Origin of the sequence: Sphingomonas phyllosphaerae FA2 (assembly GCF_000427645.1) — a bacterium.
GTDB classification, from domain to species: domain Bacteria; phylum Pseudomonadota; class Alphaproteobacteria; order Sphingomonadales; family Sphingomonadaceae; genus Sphingomonas; species Sphingomonas phyllosphaerae.
In genome coordinates this window covers 1,620,465-1,643,951 of sequence record NZ_KE386571.1, presented here as the reverse complement: position 1 = coordinate 1,643,951, position 23,487 = coordinate 1,620,465, and the positions used below count along the sequence as shown (strand labels likewise).

At 65.5% G+C, this 23,487-nt stretch carries 18 protein-coding genes; 10 read left to right on the top strand and 8 right to left on the bottom strand.

Annotated elements, in window-relative coordinates:
* Positions 1–31: 31 nt before the first annotated feature.
* From SPHPH_RS19195 to SPHPH_RS19190, 6 genes are read left to right on the top strand one after another with little or no spacing between them, the layout of a single operon-like run.
* Positions 32–1,318, top strand: a complete 1,287-nt coding sequence (locus tag SPHPH_RS19195; protein WP_156025894.1) for a hypothetical protein — start codon at positions 32–34, stop codon at positions 1,316–1,318.
* Entirely contained in the window at positions 1,315–2,598 is a 1,284-nt protein-coding gene (locus tag SPHPH_RS0108105) for an ABC transporter substrate-binding protein (RefSeq protein ID WP_051272901.1), read from the top strand. The genes SPHPH_RS19195 and SPHPH_RS0108105 overlap by 4 nt, the downstream gene beginning before the upstream one ends.
* A complete protein-coding gene (locus SPHPH_RS0108100) occupies positions 2,595–3,488 on the top strand; it encodes a carbohydrate ABC transporter permease (RefSeq protein ID WP_051272900.1) in 894 nt (297 codons plus the stop codon). Before SPHPH_RS0108105 ends, SPHPH_RS0108100 begins: the two co-directional genes overlap by 4 nt.
* Positions 3,485–4,336 (top strand): carbohydrate ABC transporter permease, encoded by an 852-nt coding sequence (locus SPHPH_RS0108095; RefSeq protein ID WP_037488294.1) that lies wholly within the window; start codon positions 3,485–3,487, stop codon positions 4,334–4,336. The genes SPHPH_RS0108100 and SPHPH_RS0108095 overlap by 4 nt, the downstream gene beginning before the upstream one ends.
* A gap of 5 nt (positions 4,337–4,341) precedes the next feature.
* Positions 4,342–5,424, top strand: a complete 1,083-nt coding sequence (locus SPHPH_RS0108090) for a glycoside hydrolase family 130 protein (RefSeq protein ID WP_051272899.1) — start codon at positions 4,342–4,344, stop codon at positions 5,422–5,424.
* Positions 5,425–5,456: 32 nt separating this feature from the next.
* Positions 5,457–6,428, top strand: a complete 972-nt coding sequence (locus SPHPH_RS19190; protein WP_202900651.1) for a DUF1861 family protein — start codon at positions 5,457–5,459, stop codon at positions 6,426–6,428.
* A 553-nt stretch (positions 6,429–6,981) separates the two neighbouring features.
* On the opposite strand, the gene SPHPH_RS20420 is transcribed toward SPHPH_RS19190, so the two are convergent.
* The 8 genes from SPHPH_RS20420 to SPHPH_RS0108045 all read right to left on the bottom strand — a co-directional run bounded on the left by SPHPH_RS20420 (position 6,982) and on the right by SPHPH_RS0108045 (position 16,766).
* Positions 6,982–7,548 (bottom strand): calcium-binding protein, encoded by a 567-nt coding sequence (locus tag SPHPH_RS20420; RefSeq protein WP_028966251.1) that lies wholly within the window; start codon positions 7,546–7,548, stop codon positions 6,982–6,984.
* Positions 7,549–7,575: 27 nt separating this feature from the next.
* Positions 7,576–9,669: a S8 family serine peptidase gene (locus tag SPHPH_RS0108075; RefSeq protein WP_156025892.1), complete on the bottom strand. Its 2,094-nt coding sequence runs from the start codon at positions 9,667–9,669 to the stop codon at positions 7,576–7,578.
* A 218-nt stretch (positions 9,670–9,887) separates the two neighbouring features.
* Positions 9,888–11,504: a sensor histidine kinase gene (locus tag SPHPH_RS0108070; protein ID WP_028966249.1), complete on the bottom strand. Its 1,617-nt coding sequence runs from the start codon at positions 11,502–11,504 to the stop codon at positions 9,888–9,890.
* 5 nt (positions 11,505–11,509) lie between these two features.
* Positions 11,510–12,136 (bottom strand): response regulator transcription factor, encoded by a 627-nt coding sequence (locus tag SPHPH_RS0108065; protein ID WP_028966248.1) that lies wholly within the window; start codon positions 12,134–12,136, stop codon positions 11,510–11,512.
* 242 nt (positions 12,137–12,378) lie between these two features.
* Positions 12,379–14,109 (bottom strand): methyl-accepting chemotaxis protein, encoded by a 1,731-nt coding sequence (locus SPHPH_RS19180; protein WP_037488291.1) that lies wholly within the window; start codon positions 14,107–14,109, stop codon positions 12,379–12,381.
* A gap of 108 nt (positions 14,110–14,217) precedes the next feature.
* Entirely contained in the window at positions 14,218–14,364 is a 147-nt protein-coding gene (locus SPHPH_RS21305) for a hypothetical protein (protein ID WP_162143921.1), read from the bottom strand.
* A gap of 287 nt (positions 14,365–14,651) precedes the next feature.
* Complete coding sequence (locus tag SPHPH_RS19175) at positions 14,652–15,599, bottom strand: alpha/beta hydrolase (RefSeq protein WP_081668552.1); 948 nt, start codon at positions 15,597–15,599, stop codon at positions 14,652–14,654.
* Positions 15,600–15,662: 63 nt separating this feature from the next.
* Entirely contained in the window at positions 15,663–16,766 is a 1,104-nt protein-coding gene (locus tag SPHPH_RS0108045) for a Gfo/Idh/MocA family protein (RefSeq protein WP_202900650.1), read from the bottom strand.
* A 157-nt stretch (positions 16,767–16,923) separates the two neighbouring features.
* Here SPHPH_RS0108045 and SPHPH_RS0108040 point away from each other — a divergent pair, with 157 nt between their 5' ends.
* The 4 genes from SPHPH_RS0108040 (at position 16,924) to SPHPH_RS19170 (ending at position 23,411) form a co-directional block, all read left to right on the top strand.
* The gene (locus SPHPH_RS0108040; RefSeq protein ID WP_028966246.1) at positions 16,924–17,994 is read left to right on the top strand and encodes an LLM class flavin-dependent oxidoreductase; all 1,071 of its coding nucleotides are present in this window, start codon (positions 16,924–16,926) and stop codon (positions 17,992–17,994) included.
* Between the two features lie 84 nt (positions 17,995–18,078).
* The gene (locus SPHPH_RS0108035) at positions 18,079–19,293 is read left to right on the top strand and encodes an MFS transporter (protein WP_028966245.1); all 1,215 of its coding nucleotides are present in this window, start codon (positions 18,079–18,081) and stop codon (positions 19,291–19,293) included.
* Between the two features lie 255 nt (positions 19,294–19,548).
* A complete protein-coding gene (locus tag SPHPH_RS0108030) occupies positions 19,549–21,870 on the top strand; it encodes a TonB-dependent receptor (RefSeq protein WP_028966244.1) in 2,322 nt (773 codons plus the stop codon).
* Between the two features lie 2 nt (positions 21,871–21,872).
* Positions 21,873–23,411, top strand: a complete 1,539-nt coding sequence (locus tag SPHPH_RS19170; protein WP_202900649.1) for a sulfatase family protein — start codon at positions 21,873–21,875, stop codon at positions 23,409–23,411.
* The last annotated feature ends 76 nt before the right edge of the window (positions 23,412–23,487 follow it).

Here is a 23,487-nt window from a genome sequence, read left to right as displayed (position 1 = left end):
AAGATCGGCATCTGGGAGGTGGATCGCACCCGTGACAAGCCTGCGCAGGACTCTGTTCGGCATTGCCGGCACGCTCGTGGCGACCGCATCTCTGCCCGCGCACGCCTTGTCGCAAGCGGCAGCGGTCGACGTCCGCGCAATATCATCGGCCAGGCAAACGGTCGATCTCGCCCATTTCGATCATTTGTTTGCCGAGGCTGTGGTTGGTGGCGAGCGGGTAGGGGTGCTGCGCATCTATAGCGAGGCGCCCGACTACCGCTTCGCGATCGAGCCGAACGAAGGCTACGCCTGTGTCGACGATGTCGCCCGCGGCATCGTGCTGCTGGCGGCAATGCCTAAACTGACGCCGTCACGCGCCCGGCAACTCGACCTCATGACCCGCTTCGTGCTGAAGATGCAGGCCGACAACGGCTATTTCCATAACTTCATCTGGGCCGGCGGGAGGATCAATCGCGAGTACCGGACTTCGCTGGCCGAGCTGAACTGGTGGTCCCTGCGCGCGCTTTGGGGGCTGGAGGCGGCGCTGCGGAAGTTGCCGGCGACGTCCGAGACGGCGCGTCGCACTCGGGCAGCGGCGGATCGATTGGTCGAGAACCTGAAGCGCGACTTGCCGGTCCATCGTGCGGGGACGGCCAGTGTCGCAGGCATCGCCACGCCCGACTGGCTGCCGTTCGGCTCCGGCGCAGACGCTGCCTCGACTGCGCTGCTCGGATTGATGCCGCATTATCGGCGGACCCGCGACGCGGGCACGCGCGCCTTGATCGAACGGACCGGCGAGGGGCTCGTCGCGATGCAGGCGGGCGACAAGCAGAGCTTTCCGTACGGCGCGCATCTCAGCTGGCGAAACCAATGGCACGCGTGGGGCAATGCGCAGGCCTATGCCTTGCTTCGCGCCGGTGCGTTGCTCGGGCGACGGGATTTCACACGGAGCGCGCTCGCCGAGATCGACGGTTTCTACCCGCACCTGCTCCGCAGTGGCATGATGTCGAGCTTCGCGCTGCGGCGAACGGGCGAGCGGCTGGAGGCGTATGACGTCGCACGCTTCCCCCAGATCGCCTATGGCATCAGCCCGATGGTGCTGGCCGCGGACGAGGCGTATCGCGCGACGGGTGAGGCCCGCTACCGCGATCTCGCCCACCGGCTTTCGGCATGGTTCGCGGGCGACAATGCCGCGCGCCAGCGGATGTACGACCCGGCGACCGGCCGCACCTACGACGGGATCGTCGACGCGACGAAGGTCAATAGGAACGCCGGGGCGGAATCGACGGTCGAGACGCTGCTCGCGCTCACCGCGGTGCAGGGTGCGCCGCTGCCGTGACCGCACGGCGCGACCTGCTCCGTTATGGCGCGGCGGCGCTGCTGGCCGGCTGTACGCCGCGGGCGAGCGAACGGGCCGCCGATCGCATCCGGTTGTGGGTCGGGCCGAACGCGGCGGAGGAAGGCTTCTGGAAGATCGCGGTGGCGCGCTGGAACGCCCTCGGCCGCGGCCTGCCGGTGACCTTCACCACCATCCCGACCGCGGGGAATTCCGAGGACACGGTCCTGTCGGCGCTGGTCGCCGGAACCGAGCCCGATCTGTCGACCAACATCTTCTCCGGCTTCGCGGTGCAGCTTGCGACACTCGGGCAGGTCGAGGATCTGGCCGCGCTGCCGGGCTATGCCGAACTGGTCGAACGCCGTCACATGAGCGCCATCATGCCCGGCTGGACGCAGAATGGCCGCGTCTTCGCGCTGCCGATCTATTCGAGCCCGACGTTGCTGTGGTGGCGCGCCGATCTGCTGGAGGCGCACGGCCTGTCCGCGCCACCCCGGACCTATGACGAGGTCTACGCCTTCTCCGACCGCTACGGACGCGCAAAGGGTCAGTCGCGCTACGGCATGCAGGTGATCGCGGGGCGCTCGTGGCAGGACCGCTGGTTTGACTTCATCTCCTTCTACTACGCCGCGTCGCGCGGGCAGCCGTACCTGAACGGTGCGCGCGCGCTCTATGCGAACCCGGCCGGGCTTCAGGTCGCGACCTTCATCGGCCGCATGTTCCGCGAACGCTGGACCGCGATGGACTTCGACGCGGAGGAGCCGCTCGTCACCGGCCTCGCCGCGGGGGCGGTGCGCGGGCCGTGGGACGTCGAGCGCTTCGCCAACATCTATCCCGACACGCTGGCGCGGATCGTCGTCGGGCCGATGATCGCCGCCACACCCACCACCGGGCCGGCCTCGACGTTCTCGGACAGCAAGGGCGTGGTCGTCTTCCGGAACAGCCGGGTCAAACGCGAGGCGTTCGACTTTCTCGCCTGGGTGCTGGGCGACGAAGCGCTCAACCTGCTCTGGCTCGAGCGGACGGGGCTTTCCCCGGCACGCGGCGACCTGCTTCAAAACCCGCGCTTCGCCGGCTATTATCGCGCAAGCGCCATCGGCCGCGCCTATGCGGAGCATGTCGTGAGCGCACGTCCCCCGGCCTTGTCCGAGTACACGATCGACGTGCAGAAGATCATGGGATCGCAATTGATCGAACCGCTGATGACCGGTCAGCAGCCGCCGCGCGCCGCGCTGACCGCCGCCGTCCAGCGGACCGATGACATGCTGGAGGCGCAGGCATGATCCGCTGGCTGAACGGTGGGCGCGGGCTGTCGCGCGAGGCGATCGTCGGTCTTTCGCTCGTCAGCGTCTATCTCGTCTTCACCGCCTTGTTCTGGGCCTATCCGTTCTTCTGGCTGGCCAAATTGTCGGTCACGCAGTGGCGGTTCTTCGACGAGCCGACGTTTGTCGGTGTGCGCAATTTCGTTCGCGCGGTGCAAGACCCGCAATTCCTGGGCGCGCTGTGGAACGTGGTCCGCTTCCTGGCGCTGTACCTGCCGATCGCGTTCGGCGGCGCGCTGCTGGTCGCGTTCGGGTTGCAGCATGTCGGGCGGGGGAGGGCGTTCGTGGCGCTGTGCTTCCTGCTCTCCAATGTGTCGTCCGGGGTCGCGCTATCGCTGGTCTTCCTCAAGATCTTCAGTTCGACCGGGCCGCTCAACAACTCGCTCTACGCCGCGATCGGCGTCCGTATCCCGTGGACCAACGAGCCGACGCTGGCGATGCTGGCAATCGCGCTGGTCGTCGCGTGGAAGTTCGTCGGCTATTACGGGCTGATCGTCTATTCGGGGCTGCTGACCGTCCCGCGCGAGCTTTACGACGCCGCGCGGCTCGATCATGCCGGGCGGTGGACGCGGCTCGTCCGCATCACGCTGCCGATGCTCAACCCGCAATTGATGATGGTGCTGACCTTCGCGATCCTGGTCGCGTTCGGGCTGTTTACCGAGCCGTATTTGATCACTGGCGGCGGCCCCGCCGACAGCACCGCGACGCCGCAGATGATCATCTACGAAACCGCCTTCCGGCGTCTGCAACCCAGCCACGCGGCGACCATGAGCATCATCATTTCGCTCGGCTCATACCTGTTGGTGGTGCTGGCGCGGCGGTTGTTCGAGAAGAAGGTGGTGATCGCATGAGGACGCGGCTGTCGGCCCTGCTCCGTTCCAAGACGCCCGGCGGCTGGCTGGTGACGATCGCCATCTACGCGCTTGCGCTCACCTGGCTCTATCCCTTCGCGTGGATGGTGACCGCGTCGCTGAAGCCGACCGCGCAGATCTACACCACCGGCCTGTTCGCGGGGAACTGGACGCTCGACAACTTTCGCTTCCTGTTGGCGACTGCCGACAAGCTCGACCGGCCGTTCCTCGCTGCGCTGGGGATCTCGGCGCTGGTGACCGTGAGCGTGACAGCGTCGGTGCTGGTCACCTCCGCGTTCATCGCCTTCGCGCTGGCACGGCTGCGCTTCCCCGGGCGCAAGCTGTTCGGCGACTTCCTGCTGCTCCAGATGGTCATCCCGACCACGATGTTCATCCTGCCGCTGTTCGTGCTGGTGAAGGAACTGGGGCTGCTCAACTCGCTGGCGGCGTTGGTCCTCCCGTTCATGATGTCCGGTTGGGGCATCTACATGATGTCGCAGTCGTTCCGGTCGATGCCCGAGGAATATTTCGACGCAGCGCGGCTCGATCGCGCCAGCCTGTGGCAGACGGTGACGAAGGTCGTCATGCCGCTCAACACCTCGATCATCGCGATCGTGGCGCTGTTCACCTTCACCGGCACATGGGACAATTTCCTGTGGCCGCTGATCGCGATTTCCGAAGCCGATCGGATGCCGCTGTCCGTGCTGCTGGCGACGTTCAGCAAGCAATATGGCGGCTATGCCGGGCCCGTGATGGCGGGTGCGGTGTTACAGACGTTGCCGCTCGCCGTGCTGTTCCTCCTTTTCCGCCGCCAGTTCCTCCAAGGCATGGCGCTGAGCCTGAAGTGAGTGTCATGACCTTTGATACCCCATCCGATCTGCTGAAGCGCTCGCCGGCCAATCCGCTGATCGCGCCGGAGCAGGTGCGGCCGAGCCGGCCCGACTGGCGGGTCGACTGTGCCTTCAATGCCGGCGTCGTGCAGGTCGGGGACGAGACGATCATGCTGGTGCGCATCGCGGAGAGCGTCGCTGGCGCTGCGCCGGGCGAGCTGCGCGTGCCGCTGCTGACCGAAGAGGGCGACGGTTGGCGGTGCACCGTCGAGAACCTCCGCCTCGACGATCCGGCCTATGACTTCGCCGATCCGCGCATGGCTGTGCTGCGGGCAGACCCGGCGCAGGTGTATCTCACCTCCATGTCGCACCTGCGCCTCGCGCGGAGTACGAACGGGATCGACTTCACGATCGACGACGAGCCCTTTCTGTTTCCGTCCACGCGCTACGAGCGGTTCGGGTGCGAGGACGCGCGGATCACCGCCATCGAGGGGCGCTACTACATCAACTATACCGCGGTGTCCGATCTCGGCATCGCCACCGGGCTGGCGGTGACCGACGATTTCCAAGGCATTGAGCGGCTCGGCCTCATCTTTTCGCCCGACAATCGCGACGTGTGCCTGTTCCCGCGCCGGATCGGCGGCGACTATTGGTGCCTCCACCGGCCGGCGCCGCGGCATCTTGGCAAACCGGAAATCTGGATCGCGCGCTCGCCCGATCTTCTGCACTGGGGACGGCATGAGCGGCTCGCCGGGGCGGTCGCCGGCGGTTGGGAGGCGAGCAAGATCGGCGGTGGCGCGCCGATGCTGGAAACGACCAAGGGCTGGCTCCAGATCTACCACGGGGTCGATGCGCAGCAGCGCTACAGCCTGGGCGCGCTGCTCCTTGATCTGGACGACCCGCGGATCGTTCGCGCTCGGCTCGACCGGCCGCTCGCCCGACCGGCCGAACCATACGAACTGGCCGGCTTCTTCGACAATGTCCTCTTCACCTGTGGCGCGACGATCAGGGGGGAGGATTTGTACGTCTATTACGGCGCGGCCGACCGCGTGATGGCGCTGGGCACCGTGACTTTGCACGAGCTGTTGGCAGCGATGGGCGTGTGACGCCAGAGCATACGGGATTTCAGGAGATCGTTGTGACTCGCGAGAGCATCATTCGCGTCAAAACGCTGGCCGACGCCTTTGCCGCCGATACGGCGGGCCAGGCACCGGCGACAGGCAAACTACGCTTCACCGGGGTGGGGGAGTGCGATGTCTACAATATTTCTGCGCCCTTCCACTCTGCCGGCCGGCGCGTGATCGCGGGGCGGGTGGAGCCGCGCGATAGCGAGGAGTCCACGACCGTCTTCTTCGAAGAGAAGGACGGCATATGGTGCCCGATCGAGGGTGCACCGCGCTTCCAGCTACAGGACCCGTTCGTCACCGAGATCGCCGGCGAGCTGGTGTTCGGCGGCGTGGCGGTTGACTTGCGGCCGGCGCAGCCGATCTGGCACACCGTCTTCTACCGCGGTACGGACGTCTTCGACCTTCGCCTGTTCTTCGCCGGGCCGATCGGGATGAAGGACATACGGCTGTGCGAACTGGCCGACGGGCGGGTCGCGATCTTCACGCGGCCGCGCGGCGATAAGGGCGGCCGCGGGACGATCGGCTACACCGAAGTCGCGGGGCTGGACGCGCTGACCATCGACGCGATCGAGGCGGCGCCGATGCTCGACGACATGTTCCACCCGCTCGATTGGGGCGGCGCGAACGAGGCGCATCTGCTGGCATCGGGCGAGATCGGCGTGATCGCACATGCCGCCTATTTCGAGCAGGACATCCTCTACGGCAAGCGGCGTTACTATGCTGTATCGTTCATCTTCGATCCCGCGACGCGCCGGTGGCGCGACTATCGGATCATCGCCGCGCGTGATCAGTTCGCGGCAGGCCCGGCCAAGCGCCCGGACCTGATCGACGTCGTGTTCTCGTCCGGGATTGAACATGTCGATGGCACGACGCGGCTCTACGCCGGCACGTCGGACGCGGAAGCGCAATGGGTCGAGATCGCGTATCCGTTCGACGTCGACTTGCACCAATCGGCGGCTACGTTTTGTATGCTCGGCGCTTAAGGAACCACCGCGTTGCGCTCCCTCTGCTTCCGCACGATAATGATGCCGGGAACCCGCGCGAGTGCCTCGGGCACATTATCGTCCGGTAGCTTGCCCGCGTCTTCCGAAAAGATGCTGTGACGATCACTGGAGTTGCGCTTGCGAGCCGTGCGGATTAATTGGGCCGCGAATGCCGGCAACAATAATATCCCGGCCGTCTGCGCCTCGATAGATACCCGTGTCGGTCCGCCACTGTTGCGCGCGCTTGATCGTTTCTCCCCGCCTACTCTCCGCCCGTCGCCCCGCGCGGCTCTGCTTGAGCGCCTGCACAGTTGCATATGCGGCATTCGTATCGACGCTTTGGTGAGCGGGCAGCGATGGCTGGCAAGGTCCAGAACCCGCTGAGGCGGGCGTCGCCGCGACAAAAGTCCGCTTGTGGATTTGCCTCTGCGCCGGCGTCTCGGCCACTGTAGGAAACTGGCGACGCTGTCGGCATCGCCAGTCCCGGTCTCTTGGTGCGGCCCCACGTCCACGATCGTAGCAGTAGAAAGCGGCCTGGATGTGACCGCCGCGATCAGGCGATGAACAGGCTCGTCTGATGCAGGCTCCCGGCGTCGAACCCGGTCGTCCACACCGCCGGCTCGGCATGGGCGAAGCCGCTGTCCAGGGTCGGTGCGGCGGTCTTGGCCGGGGCGTTCATGCCGTAGACGAACATGCCGTCCTTTTCCTCGATCAGGTAGAGCGCCTTGATCTTGATGTTCTCGAAGGTGATGCGGTCGCCGTTCAGGCGATCGTCGAGCCGCAGCATGCTGCTGACCCCATAATTCTCGAAGACCTGCAGCTCGATCTTGCCGTCGCCGTCGGGATCGGCCAGCTTCTGGTTGAAGGCGAGGCGATCGCGTGCCTCGAAGTTGCGGATGCTGTCGCGCCCGGTGTCTTCCGCCATGTTGAAGACGAACGTGTCGGCGCCGGCACCCCCGTCGAGGATGTCGTTGCCCTGTCCACCGCTGATGATGTCATCGCCATCCATGCCGAGGATACGATCGTTGCCACGCATGCCATACATCTTGTTGGCGCGTGAGCTGCCGATCAGATAGTCGTTGCCGTCACCCGACACGACATTTTCGATGCTCCCGTTCATCAGGGTCAGCGCGCCGGGATTGTCGCCCTAGCCGGGATTGCCGAAATAGACCTTGCCGCCCGAAAGGTTCAGTTCGACCCGGTCGGTCAACGCGGCCATGTCCAGCCAGTCCTCGCCACCGTTGTTGTCGAGCAACTGCGTCCGGCCCGACTGGCCATCGATCGCGGCCATCGTCACGGATTCCTGCGTGTAGTGATAGACGTTGTTGCGCGTCAGCTCGCTGCCCGAGAATTCGAGCCGCATGTCCTTGACGATCGAGACGAGCCCCGGCGTCACATCCTCGAAGGTGATCGTCCAGTTGCCGCCCGACGATTCCCCGCGGAAGCCGGCGAAGCCGACCGCTTCGGTGATGAGCGTGTTGTTTTCGCCATAGGCGTAGCCGATCCCGTCGAGCGTCGATTGGTACGTAGTGCCGTCGGGCGACCGGATCGTGATGCGGAAGGCGGCGGAATAGTCGAAGTCGTCGTAGCCGTTCGCCTGCGTCGTATAGGTGAAGCGAAGGTCGAGATGCTCGATATCGACATCCTTGCCGACGCCGATGTTGAAGACCATCGGCTTGGTCAGAATGCCGCCGTTGCTATATTCCGCATCGGCGATGATGCGATTGAAGGTGCCGCCGGCCGTATAGACCTTTTCGTTCGCCGAGGTCTTCGCCGCACCGAACAACGACCAGACTTCGGCCATCCGCACCGCGCTGAACGCGTCGACCGCGCCATAGCCGTAATCGGTGCTGAAGTGGTAACCGCCGCCGTTGATGCGGGCGGCGCTGCCATCGCCGGTCAGGTGGAACCGGTCTTCGTTCAGATAGTAGCGCGTGCCGTTGTAGGTGAGGGCGGTTTCGCCAGTGCTGAAATCGACCGGCATCACCGCGGAGGTGGCGAGGATGTTCTTGACGTCGCGCCAGCCGAGACTGGCGTTCGCGTCGAGCATTAGCCCGATCACACCGCTCAGGATCGGTGCCGACGCCGAGGTGCCGCCGAAGCCATCGGTATAGTCGAGCTTGCCGCTGGGGTCGTCCTGGATGTTATAGCCTTCCTTGCCCTTCAGATCGGTGGTCCAGATGCCGCTGCCGCCCAATTCGGCATAGTCCCCGGACGGGGCGCTGATCAGCAGATGGGCGCCGCGGGTCGAATAGGAGGTCGCATTCCCATCGGTCTGCCGATAGGCCGCGACCGCGATGACGTGCCGGTCGGTGCTGGCTGAGTCCAGTGCGCCGTCGACGGCGTAGAGGTTTGCGGTGCTGTTGCGGACCATGCCGTAATTGCCCGCCGACTTGACGACGAGCGTGCCCAACCCGTCGCGCCCTTCGTCCGTGGCCATCTTGAATGCCTGGGCCAGCCCATAGGCAAACGAGCCTTCGTAAAGCCGGTTGTCGTTGGGTCCGTGCGACGGCGTGCTGGGACCCCAGCTATTGTTGACGACGTCGAAGTCCTTCCACTGCGCGATCGCATCGAAGAAGGGGGCGTTGTTCTCGGCGTTGATGTAGATCCCTTCCTTGCGGCCGCCGCCTGAGTAGGGATCGAAGATGTTCACGCCGGTGATCGTCGCATTGTACGCCACGCCGATCGTGTCGTCGCCGTCGCGACCCGCCGCGATCAGACCCGCGACCGCGGTGCCATGCGGCCCCGAGAGCGGCGTGTAATCGCCGTCATAGGTCTTGCCGCCGACCACCACTTCCTTGCTGGCGTCATAGCGGTCGCCCCATGCGTCGAGCCGCTTGTCGATCCCCGAGTCATAGATGCCGAAGCTGACGCCGCTGCCATCGAAGTCCTGCCAGACCTTCATCATGTCGCCCAGGTAGCCCAGGTGCCATTGCTTGGCGGCGATCGGATCCTCGATGCCCGCCGCGATCGCACGGTTGTTGGCCGCGGCGCGTAGCGCCAGCGGGCTGTAGCTGGGCGCCGTCGGCCCTTGCAGCGCGGTGCTCTCTGCCAGGAAGGTCGACATGCCCCCGGCGGCGTAGCCGCTGGTCTGGCCCGGGAAGTCCTGCAACGCGGTGGTGAAGCCGACGGACACGTCGTGCGCCTTGCCGATGCCCGTCTGGAACGGCGTATCGGCGCTGCGGACGGAAGCGAGCAGATCGTCGGTCAAGGCGGTGACAGGTCGTGAAGAGACGGCCATGATGAGGTTCCTTCCCGGATCGACAGGCACGCGCAGGCGCTCGACGCGCGGCAACAGCCCGCACGATGCGACGGCCCCCGTGGCCGGTCGTATGGTGTCGCTCGTTCCCCCGTGGCATCGAGCGTCTGCCGGTCATGATGGTGTAACACCGGTTAACTTTGCAACCGGTGCCGTGGTCTAACGCGGTTATACCTTGGTATAATCGCCAGCGTCTGTACTCACTCGGGCAGCAGCAGGCGGAAGGTGGTGCCACCGCCGGCGGCGGGCGGGTCGACGCTGATCGTGCCGCCAATCGTCTGCGCCAGCGCATGGGTGATGGCGAGTCCCAGGCCCGATCCGCGCCGCCCGTTGAGCGGGCGCGCGACCGAGGCGAAGCGGCGGAACGGCGCCGCGCGCACCTCGGGCGACAGGCCCGCCCCGGTATCGGCCACCGTCAGCTGATACTGCCCGTGGCCGTACGCCAGCGATAACGTCACCCGCCCGCCGCGCGGCGTGAAGCGCAGCGCATTGTCGATCAGGTTGGTCACGATCCGCCGCACGGCTGCCGCGTCGACAGCGACCTCCGCAGGGACGAGATGCGCGGTCAGCGTGACGCCATATGCCTCCGCCTCCGCCGACAGCATCGCCACCACCTCCCGCAACAGCGCGGCGAGATCGTGGCGCGCGATCGCGGGCGGGGTTAGCCCGGCCTCCAGCCGTTCGAGCGCGAGCACGTCGTCGAGCAGGCGCGAGATCGTCATGCACCCGCTTTCAATCGCGGCCGCGGCGCGGTCGAGCGCCGGCTGCGCGCCGACCGTCCGGCGCACGATCGAGGCGTTCAGCGCGATCGCGCCGAGCGGGGAGCGCAATTCGTGCATCAGGTCGGTCAGCCCGGTCGCGCGCGCCTGCTCGCGGACGAAGGCAGCTTCGCGACGCTGGTGGTGCAATGCCTCGATCAGCGCGGCGCGCGCGGCGTAGACGACGAGGATCGTCAGCGCCATGATCCCGGCGGGTAGCGCGTTGCCGGGCAGCGAACAGGCGACGATGAACGACAGGGCGACGATCAGGATCGTCACCGCCAGCGGCACGAGCCGCGCGAGCAGCACCCGCCGGTATTCGGGCGCGTTGCCGTGATCGCCACCGGGGGTCGCCCGTCCGATCAGCCAGAGATAGGCAAGGAACGGCAGGTCGCCGTAGGCGAAGACCGGCGCGTCCATCCCCAGCCAGCCATGTTCGATCAGTTCGCGGCTCGAGATGCCGACGACGGCATAGGCCAACAGGGTGACGAACAACGCGCGCGACATGCGGCGCAACGGCCGCGCCGGGTTGCCGATCACGCTGAGCCCGGCAAAAAGCGCCATCGCGACATAGCCGAGGTACAGGAACGTGTTGTCCGGCCCTTTCGGATCGGCATCGAACAGGTCCGGCCACGACAGGATCGTCATCAGCACCGCGAAGGCGAGCGAGAAGATCGCATCGAGCCAGCGCAGCCGGCGATCGTCGTCCGGCGCGGCGAGCGGCATCAGCGCGAAGACCAGCACCGCCAGTCGTGCCTCCGACAAGCCCTTAGCCAGCAACTGATCGTGGCGCAGCAGGCTGTCCTGCACCGCATTCGCGATCCACTGCGCGGCCCATAGCAGCCAGGCGAGGCCGCCCGCCTGCCACCGCCAGCGATCGGGAACGCCGACCGCGGGGGTCAGTCGGATCGTGCGGGCGGCGCACAGGATCGCCAGCAGCGCCATGCCGGCCGAGATGGTGTCGACGAACGGCTCGGCCCATGACGCGGCGAGCAGTTGCGCCACCACGATCGCGACGCCGGCGACCATCCACGGATCGGAACGCGCGACCTTCGCCACGCGGATCAGCAAAGACCGTGGCGCTCGGCCAGCCGCGTCAGGGCCGGCAGCGAGGCGGCGCGCATCTTGCGCATGATGCCGGCGCGGATCACCTTGACCATCGCCTCGCTCAGCCCCAGCCGCGCCGCGATCAGCTTATTGGGTTCGCCGTGCGTCATCTCGGTCATGATCTGCTGCTCGCGCGGGGTCAGTTCGTCGAACGCGGCGCGCGCCGCCAGACCTTCGATCCGCCGCGGATGGGCGGCGCGCTCGTTGTGCATCGCATCGCTGACCGCATCCAGCAAATCCTGATCGCGGAATGGCTTGGTCAGGAACGTGAAGGCGCCTTGCCGCATCGCTTTCACGCTGAGCGCGACATCGGCATAGCCTGAGATCATGATGACCGGCAGCGCGATCGCTGCTTCGGTCAGGCGGCGCTGGAAGGCGAGGCCGTCGACCTCCGGCATCCGAACGTCCATGACAATGCATCCGGCATGGGATCGGCTCAGGTCGGCCAGCAGCGCGATACCGTTCGGATAGGCGCGGACCTGATGCCCGCACATTTCGAGCAAGGTTCTGATCGCCTCGCGCATGTCGTCGTCATCCTCGACGACGAAGACGCAAAATGAGCCGCCGCTGTCACCATTCGCCATGCCACCGATCCTGCTACCCTCGACGAAATATCGGTGGATTGCCGACGAGTCACGCAGCGGCGACCAACGCGGTTTCGCGGATGGGGAAAGCGGCATCGTAGCGAGGGCAGGGGGCACGTGCCGAGCGCTGGCCAACTTTATGCTAATCTATTGACCTAAAATCGGATGCGACACGGCAAGCGAGGCCCCGTCAGGACAGTCGTCGCCGAAAAGCTGCCGGCGTTACATGGCCGGTTCCTTTTTCATGCTGCCAGGCGGGCGTGTTGGGGCGAGGCGGTGTTCGGATCGACGATAAAGCGGGAAACCCGGCGTGAGAGTTCGTCGGCTTCGCTCGCAAGGCTGCGTGCGGCGGCGGTGGCTTCTTCGACCATCGCCGCATTCTGCTGCGTCATATTGTCCATCTCGCCGACGGCGGTGTTGACCTGCTGCAGCCCGATCGCTTGCTGCTCGGCCGCGGCGCTGATGCCTGACATCAGCGAGCTTATCTCGCTGATCCGGCTGTTGATCGTCTGCAAGGCCGCGCCGGCTTCGGCCACCAATCCGACCCCGAGGTCGACCTGCTCGGTCGAGGTGGTGATCTTCGCCTTGACGTCCTTCGCCGCGTCGGCGGAGCGTTGCGCCAGCGCGCGCACCTCCGAGGCGACAACCGCAAAGCCCTTGCCGGCGTCGCCCGCGCGTGCCGCCTCTACCCCGGCGTTGAGCGCCAGAAGGTTGGTCTGGAAGGCAATGGCATCAATCACGCTGATGATTTCGCCGATCTCGCCGGACGAACGCTCGATGCCGCTCATCGCTTCCACGGCGCGACGCACCACGTCGCCGGAGACCGCCGCCTCGCGGCTCGCCGCGGACACGATCTTGTCCGCCTCGACCGCATCGTTCGCCGTCCGACGTACCGTGCTGGTGATCTCCTCCATCGCGGCGGCGGTTTCCTCGAGGCTGGCGGCCTGCTGCTCGGTGCGCTGCGAAAGATCGTCGGACGCGGATCGAATGTCGGAGGCGCCGCTGTCTATGTCTCTGGAAGCCCGCATGACCGCGGACATGACCTGCGCCATCGACTCGATCGCGCGATTGAAGTCGACCTCCAGACGCGAGAACGCTGTAGGGAAGCCGGAGAAGCGCGTGGTGAGATCGGCGTCGGCGAGCCGCTGCAGACCGGCCGCCACTTCGTCCATCACGGCTTGCCGTTCCCGGTCGTCGCGCTGCTTCTCGACCGCGGCGTTGCGGAATACGAGCACCGCCTTCGCGATGTGGCCGATCTCGTCGCTCCGGTCGGTGCTGGGCACGTCGACATCGGTACGACCCTCGGCCATGTCCGCCATCACCCTGGCCATCCTGACGACCGGTTGCGCCATCGATCGCGACAGAAGCCAGCCGAGGCCACCGGCGAGCGTCGCGGCAAAGAGCCCCCCGAGCCCGAGCGCCAGCTTGACCATCCATTCCGCATGCTGTTGCTCGGCATCCTGCCGCGCGACCCACGCCTCCTGCGCTTCCTGGATCTCTTTGTGGATCTTACGCATCGCGCCCAGTTGCTTGGCGCCCGCCAGTTCGCGGGCATATTCTCGCGTTGCCGGATTGTCGTAGGCGGAAAGTGTCGGAGCGACCTTCGACCTCTGCCATTCAGCCACGGCCGCAAGGTAGGCGTTCACGCGCTTGATCTGGTCCGATCGCGGCGCACTCTGCTTCAGCTTCGCCGCGGCGTCGATGATCGCCTGTCGATTCTCCTCATGCGTTTCGAGGAACGCCTGCTTGCCCAGCAGCACATACCCCCGCACGGCGCTTTGCCCCTCGACGACCCCGGTGAGCATGTCGTCGGCATGATCGGATGCGAGCTTTGCCTGGTCTCGCTGCACGGCGACCTCGTGCAGTCGCATGACATTCACGAACACGACGGCACTAACGATCGTAAAAGTCGCCACCAAGGAGCCGAACGCCAAAGCGAGCTTACGTGGGATGGCGAGATTGGCAAAAGTCATGTTTTTTCCTTGGCTTGCGCATCAGCGAATTAGCCCGGCATGAGTTAAGCCTCGTTTAAGGTAATCGTCGGCCAATCACGGCATGGGCGGCATCGTGATCCGGTCGATTTAGGGGGCGAAGCGCGGGCGCAGCAGCACGTCGGGCCATACCTGCGAGGCATAGGTCTTGCCGTGCGAGTTCGGCTGTCCGTCGCCCGGGCTGCGCACCGTGTCGCGCCCGGCACGATGCAGCACAGGCGAGACAGCAACAGCCACACTGTCGGATATCGCCTGACACGAAGAAGGCGGCGACGATTGAGCCGATGAACCCGCCGGTCGTCGCAACACTGGCCCTCAATCTAAATGCTCTGATTTATCGCTGGCAGGCGAATTAGTTTTAATTATGGAAGATAAGGGCTAAACGATTACACAAGCATTCAGATGCATTGGCCATTGCAATTTCAACTGCGAACAAGTCACAAGGTCGATCAGCAGCATGCCGAGATTCATCGAGCTTAGGCTTGACTTGGTACGACGATATTCGGTTCGCCAAAGCGTCTCATCTATTGTTGCTTGGCGGGACTTGCGTCGCGCCAGATCCAGCGGAGGGCATCGGCAAGCAGGGAACCTGCGTCCGCATCCGAGTGCGCCCCGTCGGTCCAAACGTGATTGATGTCGTAGCGAGGCCCCGCTTTGCCTTGTGCTTCAGTGTGCTCGTTCGCCCATTCGAGCGCCTTCAGCATCTGTTGGTTCGCGAGGAACCAGTTGCCGTGTTCGTTGTCGAGATCGTTGCGACCGTCCTGCAGGAAAATGCGTAACGGCTTGATCGGCGACTTTCGTATCAGGCCAGGATATGTGTCGCCGCCGTAGGTCAATGGCGTGCCGTCCCGCCCCAATGTCAGACCAATCGACGTGTAGCTTCCGATAAAGCTCAGGACGTTCCCGAACGCATCGGGATGGCGCCACGCTACGGTCCACGCCGCCATTGCGCCGCTGGACGTCCCGCCAATTGCGCGACGCCTTGGATCATTTGTAAAGCGCCAGTGTTTTGCGACGGTCGGCAGTAATTCATTTAGCGTCAATCGTGCATAATCATCTGAAAGCGAGTCATACTCTTCGACCCGGTGATCAGGATTGTTCATCCCGAGATCGGCGGGGTAATGGTCGGCCCGATGACCGGGGGTCACGAAGATGCCCAGCGTCGATGGTAGGGCGCGCTGGCGGATCAGTTCGTCCAGCACCGCCGGCACCCGGAGGGTTCCGCTCGGGTTCACCGCTCGCTGCCCGTCTTGGAAAAGCAGCAGGTTCGGCGGTTGCGCAGGGTCGTAGTCTGCTGGAACATACACCCAGTAGCGCCGCACCGTGCCGGGATAGATGCGTGATCGAAGTTCGAAAGGGCCCTGAAGCTGCGACGACGCGTGTTTCGAGACCGTTTTCGGGGGCGGCGAAGCAGCGCCGGTGCCACTCGCACCGACCATAATAATGGCTGCCACGATTAGGGCTATGCGCATGCTCTCTCCTGATTGTCTTTCACCTGAATTCTTATCGCGAACGGCCGGGCAACGCCCACAATCCTACCTACCTCGATAGTCTTCTTCCAGTTCCTCGATGTCGACGACGCGATGTTCACGGGCACTCACTTCTGCGGCAACTCCGATCTGAACAGCCCGTAGCCCGTCCAAAGCCGTTACTTGCACTTCTCCTTCGCCGCGCACCGCTTGCGCGAAGGCAAGATGTTGAAAGTAGGTGGCGCCTTCGTGGCTGCCGGCGGCGTGGGCGGTGGGGTCGATCGCGATGCGCGTGCGTTCGACGCGCTTATCGTTCTGGAAGCCGACGCGGGGGCTAAATACCAGTTCTCCGGGCGGAATCAGGACGTCGAGGCGGGCTTTGTCGCCAGTGGCGCTCATTTCTTCCTGATGTTCGGCACCGTCGGCGAACATGGAGAGGTCGAGCATTGCGCGGACTCCGTTGGCGAAGTCGACGGTGGTGAAGCTGTTGTCGATGATATCGGGGCGCTTTCCGTCATATCGTTCGTCGAGATGGTTCACGTCCGTCGCACCGGAACAATAGACGCGTACCGCTTCGGAGCCGATAATAAGGCGCATCAGATCGAAGAAGTGACAGCATTTCTCGACCATCGTGCCACCCGTGTTGCACGAAAAGCGGTTCCAGTCGCCGACTTTGGGCAAAAACGGAAAGCGATGCTCGCGGATCGACAACATGCGCAAATTGCCGACCCGCCCGGCATGAACCTGTTCGATGAACGCGGCAGCGGGGGGCATGAAGCGATATTCCATCCCGGTCCAGAATGGGCGCGGATGCGCCGCGGCCCGCTCGACGATCCAGCGGGCGTCGGCCAGCGTGGTGGCGAGCGGCTTTTCGCAGAGGATCGCGGCGTCCATCCCGAACAGCGGGTCAAGCACGGCACGGTGGGTGTGGTTGGGCGAGGCGACGACGATCGCATCGACCCGCGCCGTACGTGCGAATGTAGCGACATCGTCGAAGCTTTCGACCGCGCCGCCGCGGTCGCCAAGTGCTTCCCGCGCCCAGTCGAGCGAGGTGGCGACCGGGTCGACGATCGCGACGACCTCGGCATCGGGGAGCAGCGCGATGTTGCGCAGGTGCTCGACCCCCATCATGCCCGTGCCCACCACGCCATACCGGATTTTTGCCGTCATCGTCGGTCCTTGCCTTCGCTTCTGCGTCGCGCTTTCCTGCCGTTCACCATTGTTCGACAAGAGGGCAAAGCTTTGCGGGGGCAAAGCCGCGACATCTGGCGAGCGCCCTCACGTGCTGGCATGAGCCTCGCCGGACAGGTTGATGGAGAGCAATGCCGTGACGACGACCCCGGGGCCTTGCGAGATCAGCTGGTTCTCCGCGCTGTGCGACGACGATTATGAGTTTCTGGGCGTTCCCGATCCGGCGTTGCAGTCAACTTGGGAGCATTGCCGCGACATCGTCGTGCAGGCGGAGAGCGCGGGCTACGACAATTGCCTGTTGCCGTCGGGCTATGCGCTGGGGATCGACACGACCGCCTTCGCCGCGGGCGTCGCGCCGCTGCTGCGGCGGATGCGGCTGTTGATGGCGGTGCGGATTGGCGAAAGCTGGCCGCCGCAGCTGGCGCGGCAGATCGCGACGATCGACCGGATGCTCGGCGGGCGGTTGACCGTCAACATCATTTCCAGCGACCTGCCCGGCGAGACGCTGGACAGCGCGCCGCGCTATGCGCGTACCGTCGAAGCGATGCACATCCTGCGCACCTTGCTGGACGGCAAACCGCTGGATCATGACGGCGAGTTCTGGAAGCTCAAGCTCGATCCCCCGCGCGTGACGACGCTGTCGGGGCGGTGCCCGTCCTTCTATTTCGGCGGGCTGTCCGAGGCGGCGCGCGAGGCGGCGGCGAAGGGCGCGGACGTGTATCTGATGTGGCCCGACACGATGGATGGTGTGCAGTCGATCGTCGCCGACCTGCGCGCGCGCGCCACGAAGCATGGCCGCACTCTGCGCTTCGGCTATCGTGTGCATGTCGTGGTGCGCGAGACCGAGGCTGAGGCCCGGGCGGCGGCGGAGCGGCTGCTGTCGAAGCTGGACGATGCGACCGGGGCCGCGATCCGGGCGCGATCGCTCGACTCGCAATCGGCGGGGGTTCGGCGGCAGGCTGAGCTGCGCGAGGGAGCCGACGACGGCTATGCCGAGGCAAACCTGTGGACCGGCATCGGTCGCGCGCGATCGGGCTGCGGTGCGGCGATCGTCGGCGATCCCGATCAGGTGCTCGCCAAGTTGCAGGCGTATCGCGCCGCCGGGATCGATGCCTTCATCCTGTCCGGCTATCCGCATGCCGCCGAGGCCGATCTGTTCGCGCGCCACGTTCTGCCGCGGATCGACCATGCGCCTTTGGTGCTGTGAGCGAGCTGGCGGCGCGATGGCGAATGTTGTTCGCGTTCACGGTCTCCCTGCGGCCGTGCTGATCGCATGAGAAGCGTCTCGCAGTTGAGCGCGCGGCACCGTGGCGTGCTGTTCGCTCTGGTGATCACCGCCGGCGTGCTCAATCTGGTCGACCGACAGGTCATCGCGGTGCTGAAGCCGGTGATTGCCGTCGATCTCGGCTGGAGCGACGACGATTACGGGACGCTGGCGGCATGGTTCCAGGGCGGGGCGGCGGTTGGCTTCCTGTTCAGCGGCTGGATCGCCGACCGGCTTGGCGTGCGCTGGGCCAATCCGGTCGGTGTCGCGGCGTGGAGCGTCGCGGCGTTGCTGCACGGCTGGGCACGCTCGATGACCGAGTTCATCGCGGTGCGCGTCGCGCTGGGTGCGACCGAAGCGATGGGAACGCCGACCGGTATCAAGACGATCGCCGCGGTGCTACCACCGCGGTGGCGTTCGACCGGGTTCGGCGCGGGCAATGCCGCCAACAGCCTCGGCGCGATCCTCGCCCCGCTCGCGATCCCGCTGCTCGGCCTGTGGCTGGGGTGGCGCGGGACGTTCGTGGCGGTCGGCATCGCGGGGTTGCTATGGGCTCTGGCGTGGCTGATTGCGGCGCGCGGGATTGCCTTTGCCGCGCCGAAGGTCGCCGATACCGCGTCGCCGGTGCCCTCGGTACCGATGCTGCGCGACCGGCGAACCTGGGCGATCGCGGGCGCCAAACTGCTGTCCGACGCGACATGGTGGTTGTTGCTGTTCTGGCTGCCGGACTTCTTCCACCGCCAGTTCGGGCTGTCGGGGGTTGCGCTCGGCATGCCGCTTGCGCTGGCTTACGGCGGAGCGGCAATCGGCTCTTTGCTGGGCGGGGTGATACCCACGCGGTTGCTGGGGCGCGGCGCATCGCTGAACCGTGTGCGCAAGGGCGTGCTGCTGGGCGCGGCACTGGCGGTGATGCCGATCCCGCTCGCGCTGCTGACGGACAATTATCCGATCGCGGTGTCGCTGATGGCGCTGGCGCTGGCAGGGCATCAGGCGTTTTCGACCAACGTCTTCGCGATGATCGCCGATATTACGCCGCAGGCGCGCGTGGGGCGCGTCACCGCGTTCGGATCGTTCTGCGGCAATATGGGTGGGGTGGCGATCGCCAAGATCGCCGGGCTGACGCTGGCGGCGGGGCTGGGGTATCTGCCGCTGCTGGTGTTCGCCAGCGTCGCCTATCTGGCGGCATGGGGGTGGATCCAGGTGTTGTTGCCACGGCTGACGCCAGTGGAGGCGGAGCGGTAGAACCGGTCGATCGTGGTTCATTCCGTCATCCTGGACTTGATCCGGGATCTCGCTTCTTCCTTCCTTCGGCAGGAAGCGGGGCCCCGGATCAAGTCCGGGGCGACGGAATGGGGTACGCTCCGCTTCGCTTTGTTCGCGCTGCGCGTGTCCGGTGACAATCGACCCTAAAGCCGGCCTGTGTCCGTGCGATACGGTTCTTTATACCCGATCTATGAACTAGGCTTTAGCGTTCGCCGCGATCTGAAAGGGGACCCGATGATCGATCGACGCCTGCCTGTGCTGCTTGCTACTACTGCTCTCTCGCTGTTCGCCACGCCCGCCACCGCACAGGATGCGCCCGCGCCGCAGGACTCAACTTCAACAGCGGCGCCCGCCACCCCGCCGGCAGGCGAGGGCGAGGTCGTCGTCACCGCGCGCTTCCGTAACGAATCGCTCCAGCAGGTGCCGATCGCGATCACGGCCGTCGACGGAAAGTCGCTGGCAGAGCGGCAGTTGAACAATCTCGAGCGGATCGCGGCATCGATCCCGTCGGTCGGTTTCCGCAGCGGGGCGTCGAACAAGGACCGTACCGTGTTCATCCGCGGCATCGGTACGATCACCACCTCGCCCGGCGTCGAGCCGTCGGTGTCGACGGTGCTGGACGGCGTGGTGCTGACGCGCCCCGGCCAGTCGACGCTGGATCTGGGCGAGGTCGAGCGGATCGAGGTGTTGCGCGGCCCGCAGGGAACGCTGTTCGGAAAGAACGCCTCGGCGGGCGTCGTCAACATCGTTACGCGCAATCCGACCGACGAGTTCCACGCGTTCGGCGAGGCGGGGGCGACCACCGATCAGGAATATCGCATCAAGGCCGGCGTGTCGGGCGCGATCGTGCCGGGCAAGGTGCAGGCGCTGATCGGCGGGCTCTACAGCGACTTCGACGGCAATCTGCGCAACGTCGTGACCGGACATGACGCCAATGGCTCGCGGCGCTACGGCGCGCGCGGCAAGTTGGTGGTTACGCCGTTCGATGCGCTGAAGCTGACCGCGATCGGCGATTATCTCAACACGCGCGAGACGGTGGCGGGCGTCTATCAGTCGACGCAGCAGATCGCCTATCCGACGCGCGCGATCACCAGTTCCGCGCCGCTTGGCGCCGCGCTGGCGTCGCAGGGGATCGTAGCGGGGCCGGGTAATCGCCGGCTGGGGACGAACCTCGATACCAACGTCCGCGACGAGAATTACGGCGGATCGCTGACCGCCGACCTGTCGCTGGGCGACTATCACCTGACGTCGATCAGCGCGTGGCGGCAATGGCTGAACCACCAGCAGCAGGATTATGACCAGCTGGCGCAGCTGACCACGACCTTCCCGTCGGGTGTGGACGACGGCAGCGTCGACAGCCGGCAATTTTCGCAGGAACTGCGGCTGACGTCGCCGCGCGGCGGGCTGATCGATTACGTGCTCGGTGCCTATTACCTGCGCGCGCAGACCGACGAGCGTTATCAGCGCGCGTTGACGACGCTGGCGGGAACGACGCAGACCTCCACCACGGGCATCGCGAACTACGGCGTTACCAACCACAATTATGCGCTGTTCGGCGAGGCGAACGTCAATTTCACCGAGCATTTCCGCGCGATCGCGGGCTATCGATCGACGTGGGACTCGCTCGATTTCCATCACGTCCGCACGTCGAGCAACGACCCGACCAACAGCGGTGCGGCGTCGCTCGATCGCCCCGGTATCCGCGCGTACCACAATGCCGCGGGCAGCACCGATGCGCGTGGCGACAGCTATCGCCTTGGGGTGCAGCTTGACCTCGGTGAGCATGCGCAGACGTACTTCACCTATTCGCGCGGCTATAAGGGGCCGGCGTACAACGTCTATTTCAACATGCGCTCGCTCAACGCGACGACGCTGCTCGACGAGGTACCGCTGAGCCCGGAGACGTCGAACTCCTATGAGGGCGGGATCAAGGGCAGCACCGCGAACCGCGCGCTGAGCTATGCGGTGGCGGTCTATACCACCGACTTCGATGGCTATCAGGCGAATTTCACGGATTCGGTCGGCGGCGCGCCGGTGACGCGGCTCATCAATGCCGGGTCGGTGCGGTCGCGCGGGGTCGAGGCGGACGTGACGTTGCGCCCCGTGCAGGGCCTGACCTTCGACCTGTCGGGCGCCTATACCGATGCGACGGTGCGCGACTTCAACTGCCCGGTCGGCGCGCCGGTCAGCTGCAACATCAATGGCCAGCCGCTGCCCTATGCGCCCAAGGTGCGGCTGTTCGAGAATGCGACCTACCGCTTCGCCTTGTCCGACGCCCTGTCGCTGGAACTGCAAAGCGACGTGACGTTCAGCAGCAAGGTGCAATATTCGCTGGCGCAGACCCCGAATACGGTCCAGCCGGCCTATGCGATCTGGAACGCCAGCGTCGCGCTGCTCCATCCCGGCGACGGATGGCAGCTGCGCGCTTACGTCAAGAACATCACCGACACGCCCTATGCCAGCTTCCTGACCAACGGCACGTTCGCGGGGACGGTGCGGTTCGTGCCGCGCGACGATAAGCGCTATGCCGGGCTGTTGCTGCGCAAGGATTTCTGACGATGAGCGAGGAGACGACGCGCCGCGGGGTGCTGCTGGCCGGGACCGGCGGTGCATTCGGGCTCTATTCGATGGCGGCGGGCGCGGCGGCGGCGCCGCGCCGCTCGCGGCGGTTGGCGAGACTGCCGGGCGTGAAGCCGCGCAACATCCTTGTCGTGCTGACCGACGATCATCGCTACGACGCGATGGGGTTCATGAAGGCACAGGATTTCGGCGACACGCCGACGCTGGACCGGCTGGCGCGCGAGGGCACGCATTTCCACAACGCCTTCGTCACCACGGCGCTGTGTTCGCCGAGCCGCGCGTCGATCTTCACCGGGCTGTACGCGCACCAGCATAAGGTGGTCGACAACAACCATCCGATCCCGCCGGGGCTGGTCTTCTATCCCGAGTATCTGCAGGCCGCCGGCTACGACACCGCGTTCATCGGCAAATGGCATATGGGCGACGAGGGCGACGCGCCGCAGCCCGGCTTCGACCATTGGGTGAGCTTCAAGGGGCAGGGGAGCTATCTACCAAGCGCCGACGGGCTGAACGTCGACGGGCGGCGCGTGCCGCAGAAGGGCTATATCACCGACGAGTTGACCGATTACGCGATCGACTGGATCGGCAAGCGCCCCGCGGGGCGTCCGTGGATGATGCATCTGGCGCACAAAGCGGTGCATTCCGAATTCATCCCGGCCGAACGCCACAAGGGGCGGTACGACAAGGAAACCTTCCGCTATCCGGCGTCGATGCAGCCGGGCGCGCCGGGGCGGCCGATGTGGGTCGAGAACCAGCGCAACAGCTGGCACGGGGTCGGCTTTCCGTATCACGGCACGCTCGACATCGGCGATTACTACAAGCGCTACATGGAGACGCTGCTGGCGGTCGACGAGGGGCTGGCGCGGATCATGGATCTGCTGGAGAAGCGCGGCGAGCTGGACGACACACTGATCCTGTATCTCGGCGACAATGGCTTCATGTTCGGGGAGCATGGCCTTATCGACAAGCGCACCGCTTACGAGGAATCGATGCGCATTCCGATGCTCGCGCGATGTCCGGCGCTGTTCCCGGCGGGGAGTGTCGTCGAGCAGGTGGTGGCGAATATCGATATCGCACCGACCTTGCTGGCGGCGGCAGGGCTGCGCGCGCCTGCGGGCATGGCCGGGAGCAACGCGCTCCCGCTGGCGCGCGACGCGCATGCGCCGTGGCGGCAGGAATTGCTGTACGAATATTATTGGGAGCGCAATTTCCCGCAGACGCCGACCGTCCATGCGCTGCGTGAGGATCGCTACAAATACATGCACTTCCACGGCATCTGGGACATCGACGAGTTGTACGATCTCGCCGAGGACCCGCACGAGACCAACAACCTGATCGCGCGTCCCGGGCACGAGGAACTGGCCGAGCGGATGAGCGGCAAATTGTTTGCGCTGCTGGAAAAGACCGATGGTATGGCGATCCCGCTCAGCGCCGACGCGGGAGTTCGCAATGCGCTGCGCGATCCGGCGGGGCCGGCGCAAGCGCCATTTCCCGCGCTGTTGCAGCGTCCACGGTAAGCGCCGCGCCATGCCGCCGACTTCGCCGAGCCATTACATTGTTTCGGAGAAGCGCCAACAGGATCGAACCGGCGTG

Bases quoted from the DNA above. Each gene is read 5' to 3' on its own strand.
- SPHPH_RS0108065 (WP_028966248.1), bottom strand. From the start codon at position 12,136: ATGGCGAATGGTGACAGCGGCGGCTCATTTTGCGTCTTCGTCGTCGAG.
- SPHPH_RS0108100 (WP_051272900.1), top strand. From the start codon at position 2,595: ATGATCCGCTGGCTGAACGGTGGGCGCGGGCTGTCGCGCGAGGCGATC.
- SPHPH_RS20420 (WP_028966251.1), bottom strand. From the start codon at position 7,548: ATGAACGGGAGCATCGAAAATGTCGTGTCGGGTGACGGCAACGACTAT.
- SPHPH_RS0108045 (WP_202900650.1), bottom strand. From the start codon at position 16,766: ATGACGGCAAAAATCCGGTATGGCGTGGTGGGCACGGGCATGATGGGG.
- SPHPH_RS0108095 (WP_037488294.1), top strand. From the start codon at position 3,485: ATGAGGACGCGGCTGTCGGCCCTGCTCCGTTCCAAGACGCCCGGCGGC.
- SPHPH_RS19180 (WP_037488291.1), bottom strand. From the start codon at position 14,109: ATGACTTTTGCCAATCTCGCCATCCCACGTAAGCTCGCTTTGGCGTTC.
- SPHPH_RS19170 (WP_202900649.1), top strand. From the start codon at position 21,873: ATGAGCGAGGAGACGACGCGCCGCGGGGTGCTGCTGGCCGGGACCGGC.
- SPHPH_RS19175 (WP_081668552.1), bottom strand. From the start codon at position 15,599: ATGCGCATAGCCCTAATCGTGGCAGCCATTATTATGGTCGGTGCGAGT.
- SPHPH_RS0108030 (WP_028966244.1), top strand. From the start codon at position 19,549: ATGATCGATCGACGCCTGCCTGTGCTGCTTGCTACTACTGCTCTCTCG.
- SPHPH_RS0108090 (WP_051272899.1), top strand. From the start codon at position 4,342: ATGACCTTTGATACCCCATCCGATCTGCTGAAGCGCTCGCCGGCCAAT.
- SPHPH_RS0108075 (WP_156025892.1), bottom strand. From the start codon at position 9,669: ATGGCCGTCTCTTCACGACCTGTCACCGCCTTGACCGACGATCTGCTC.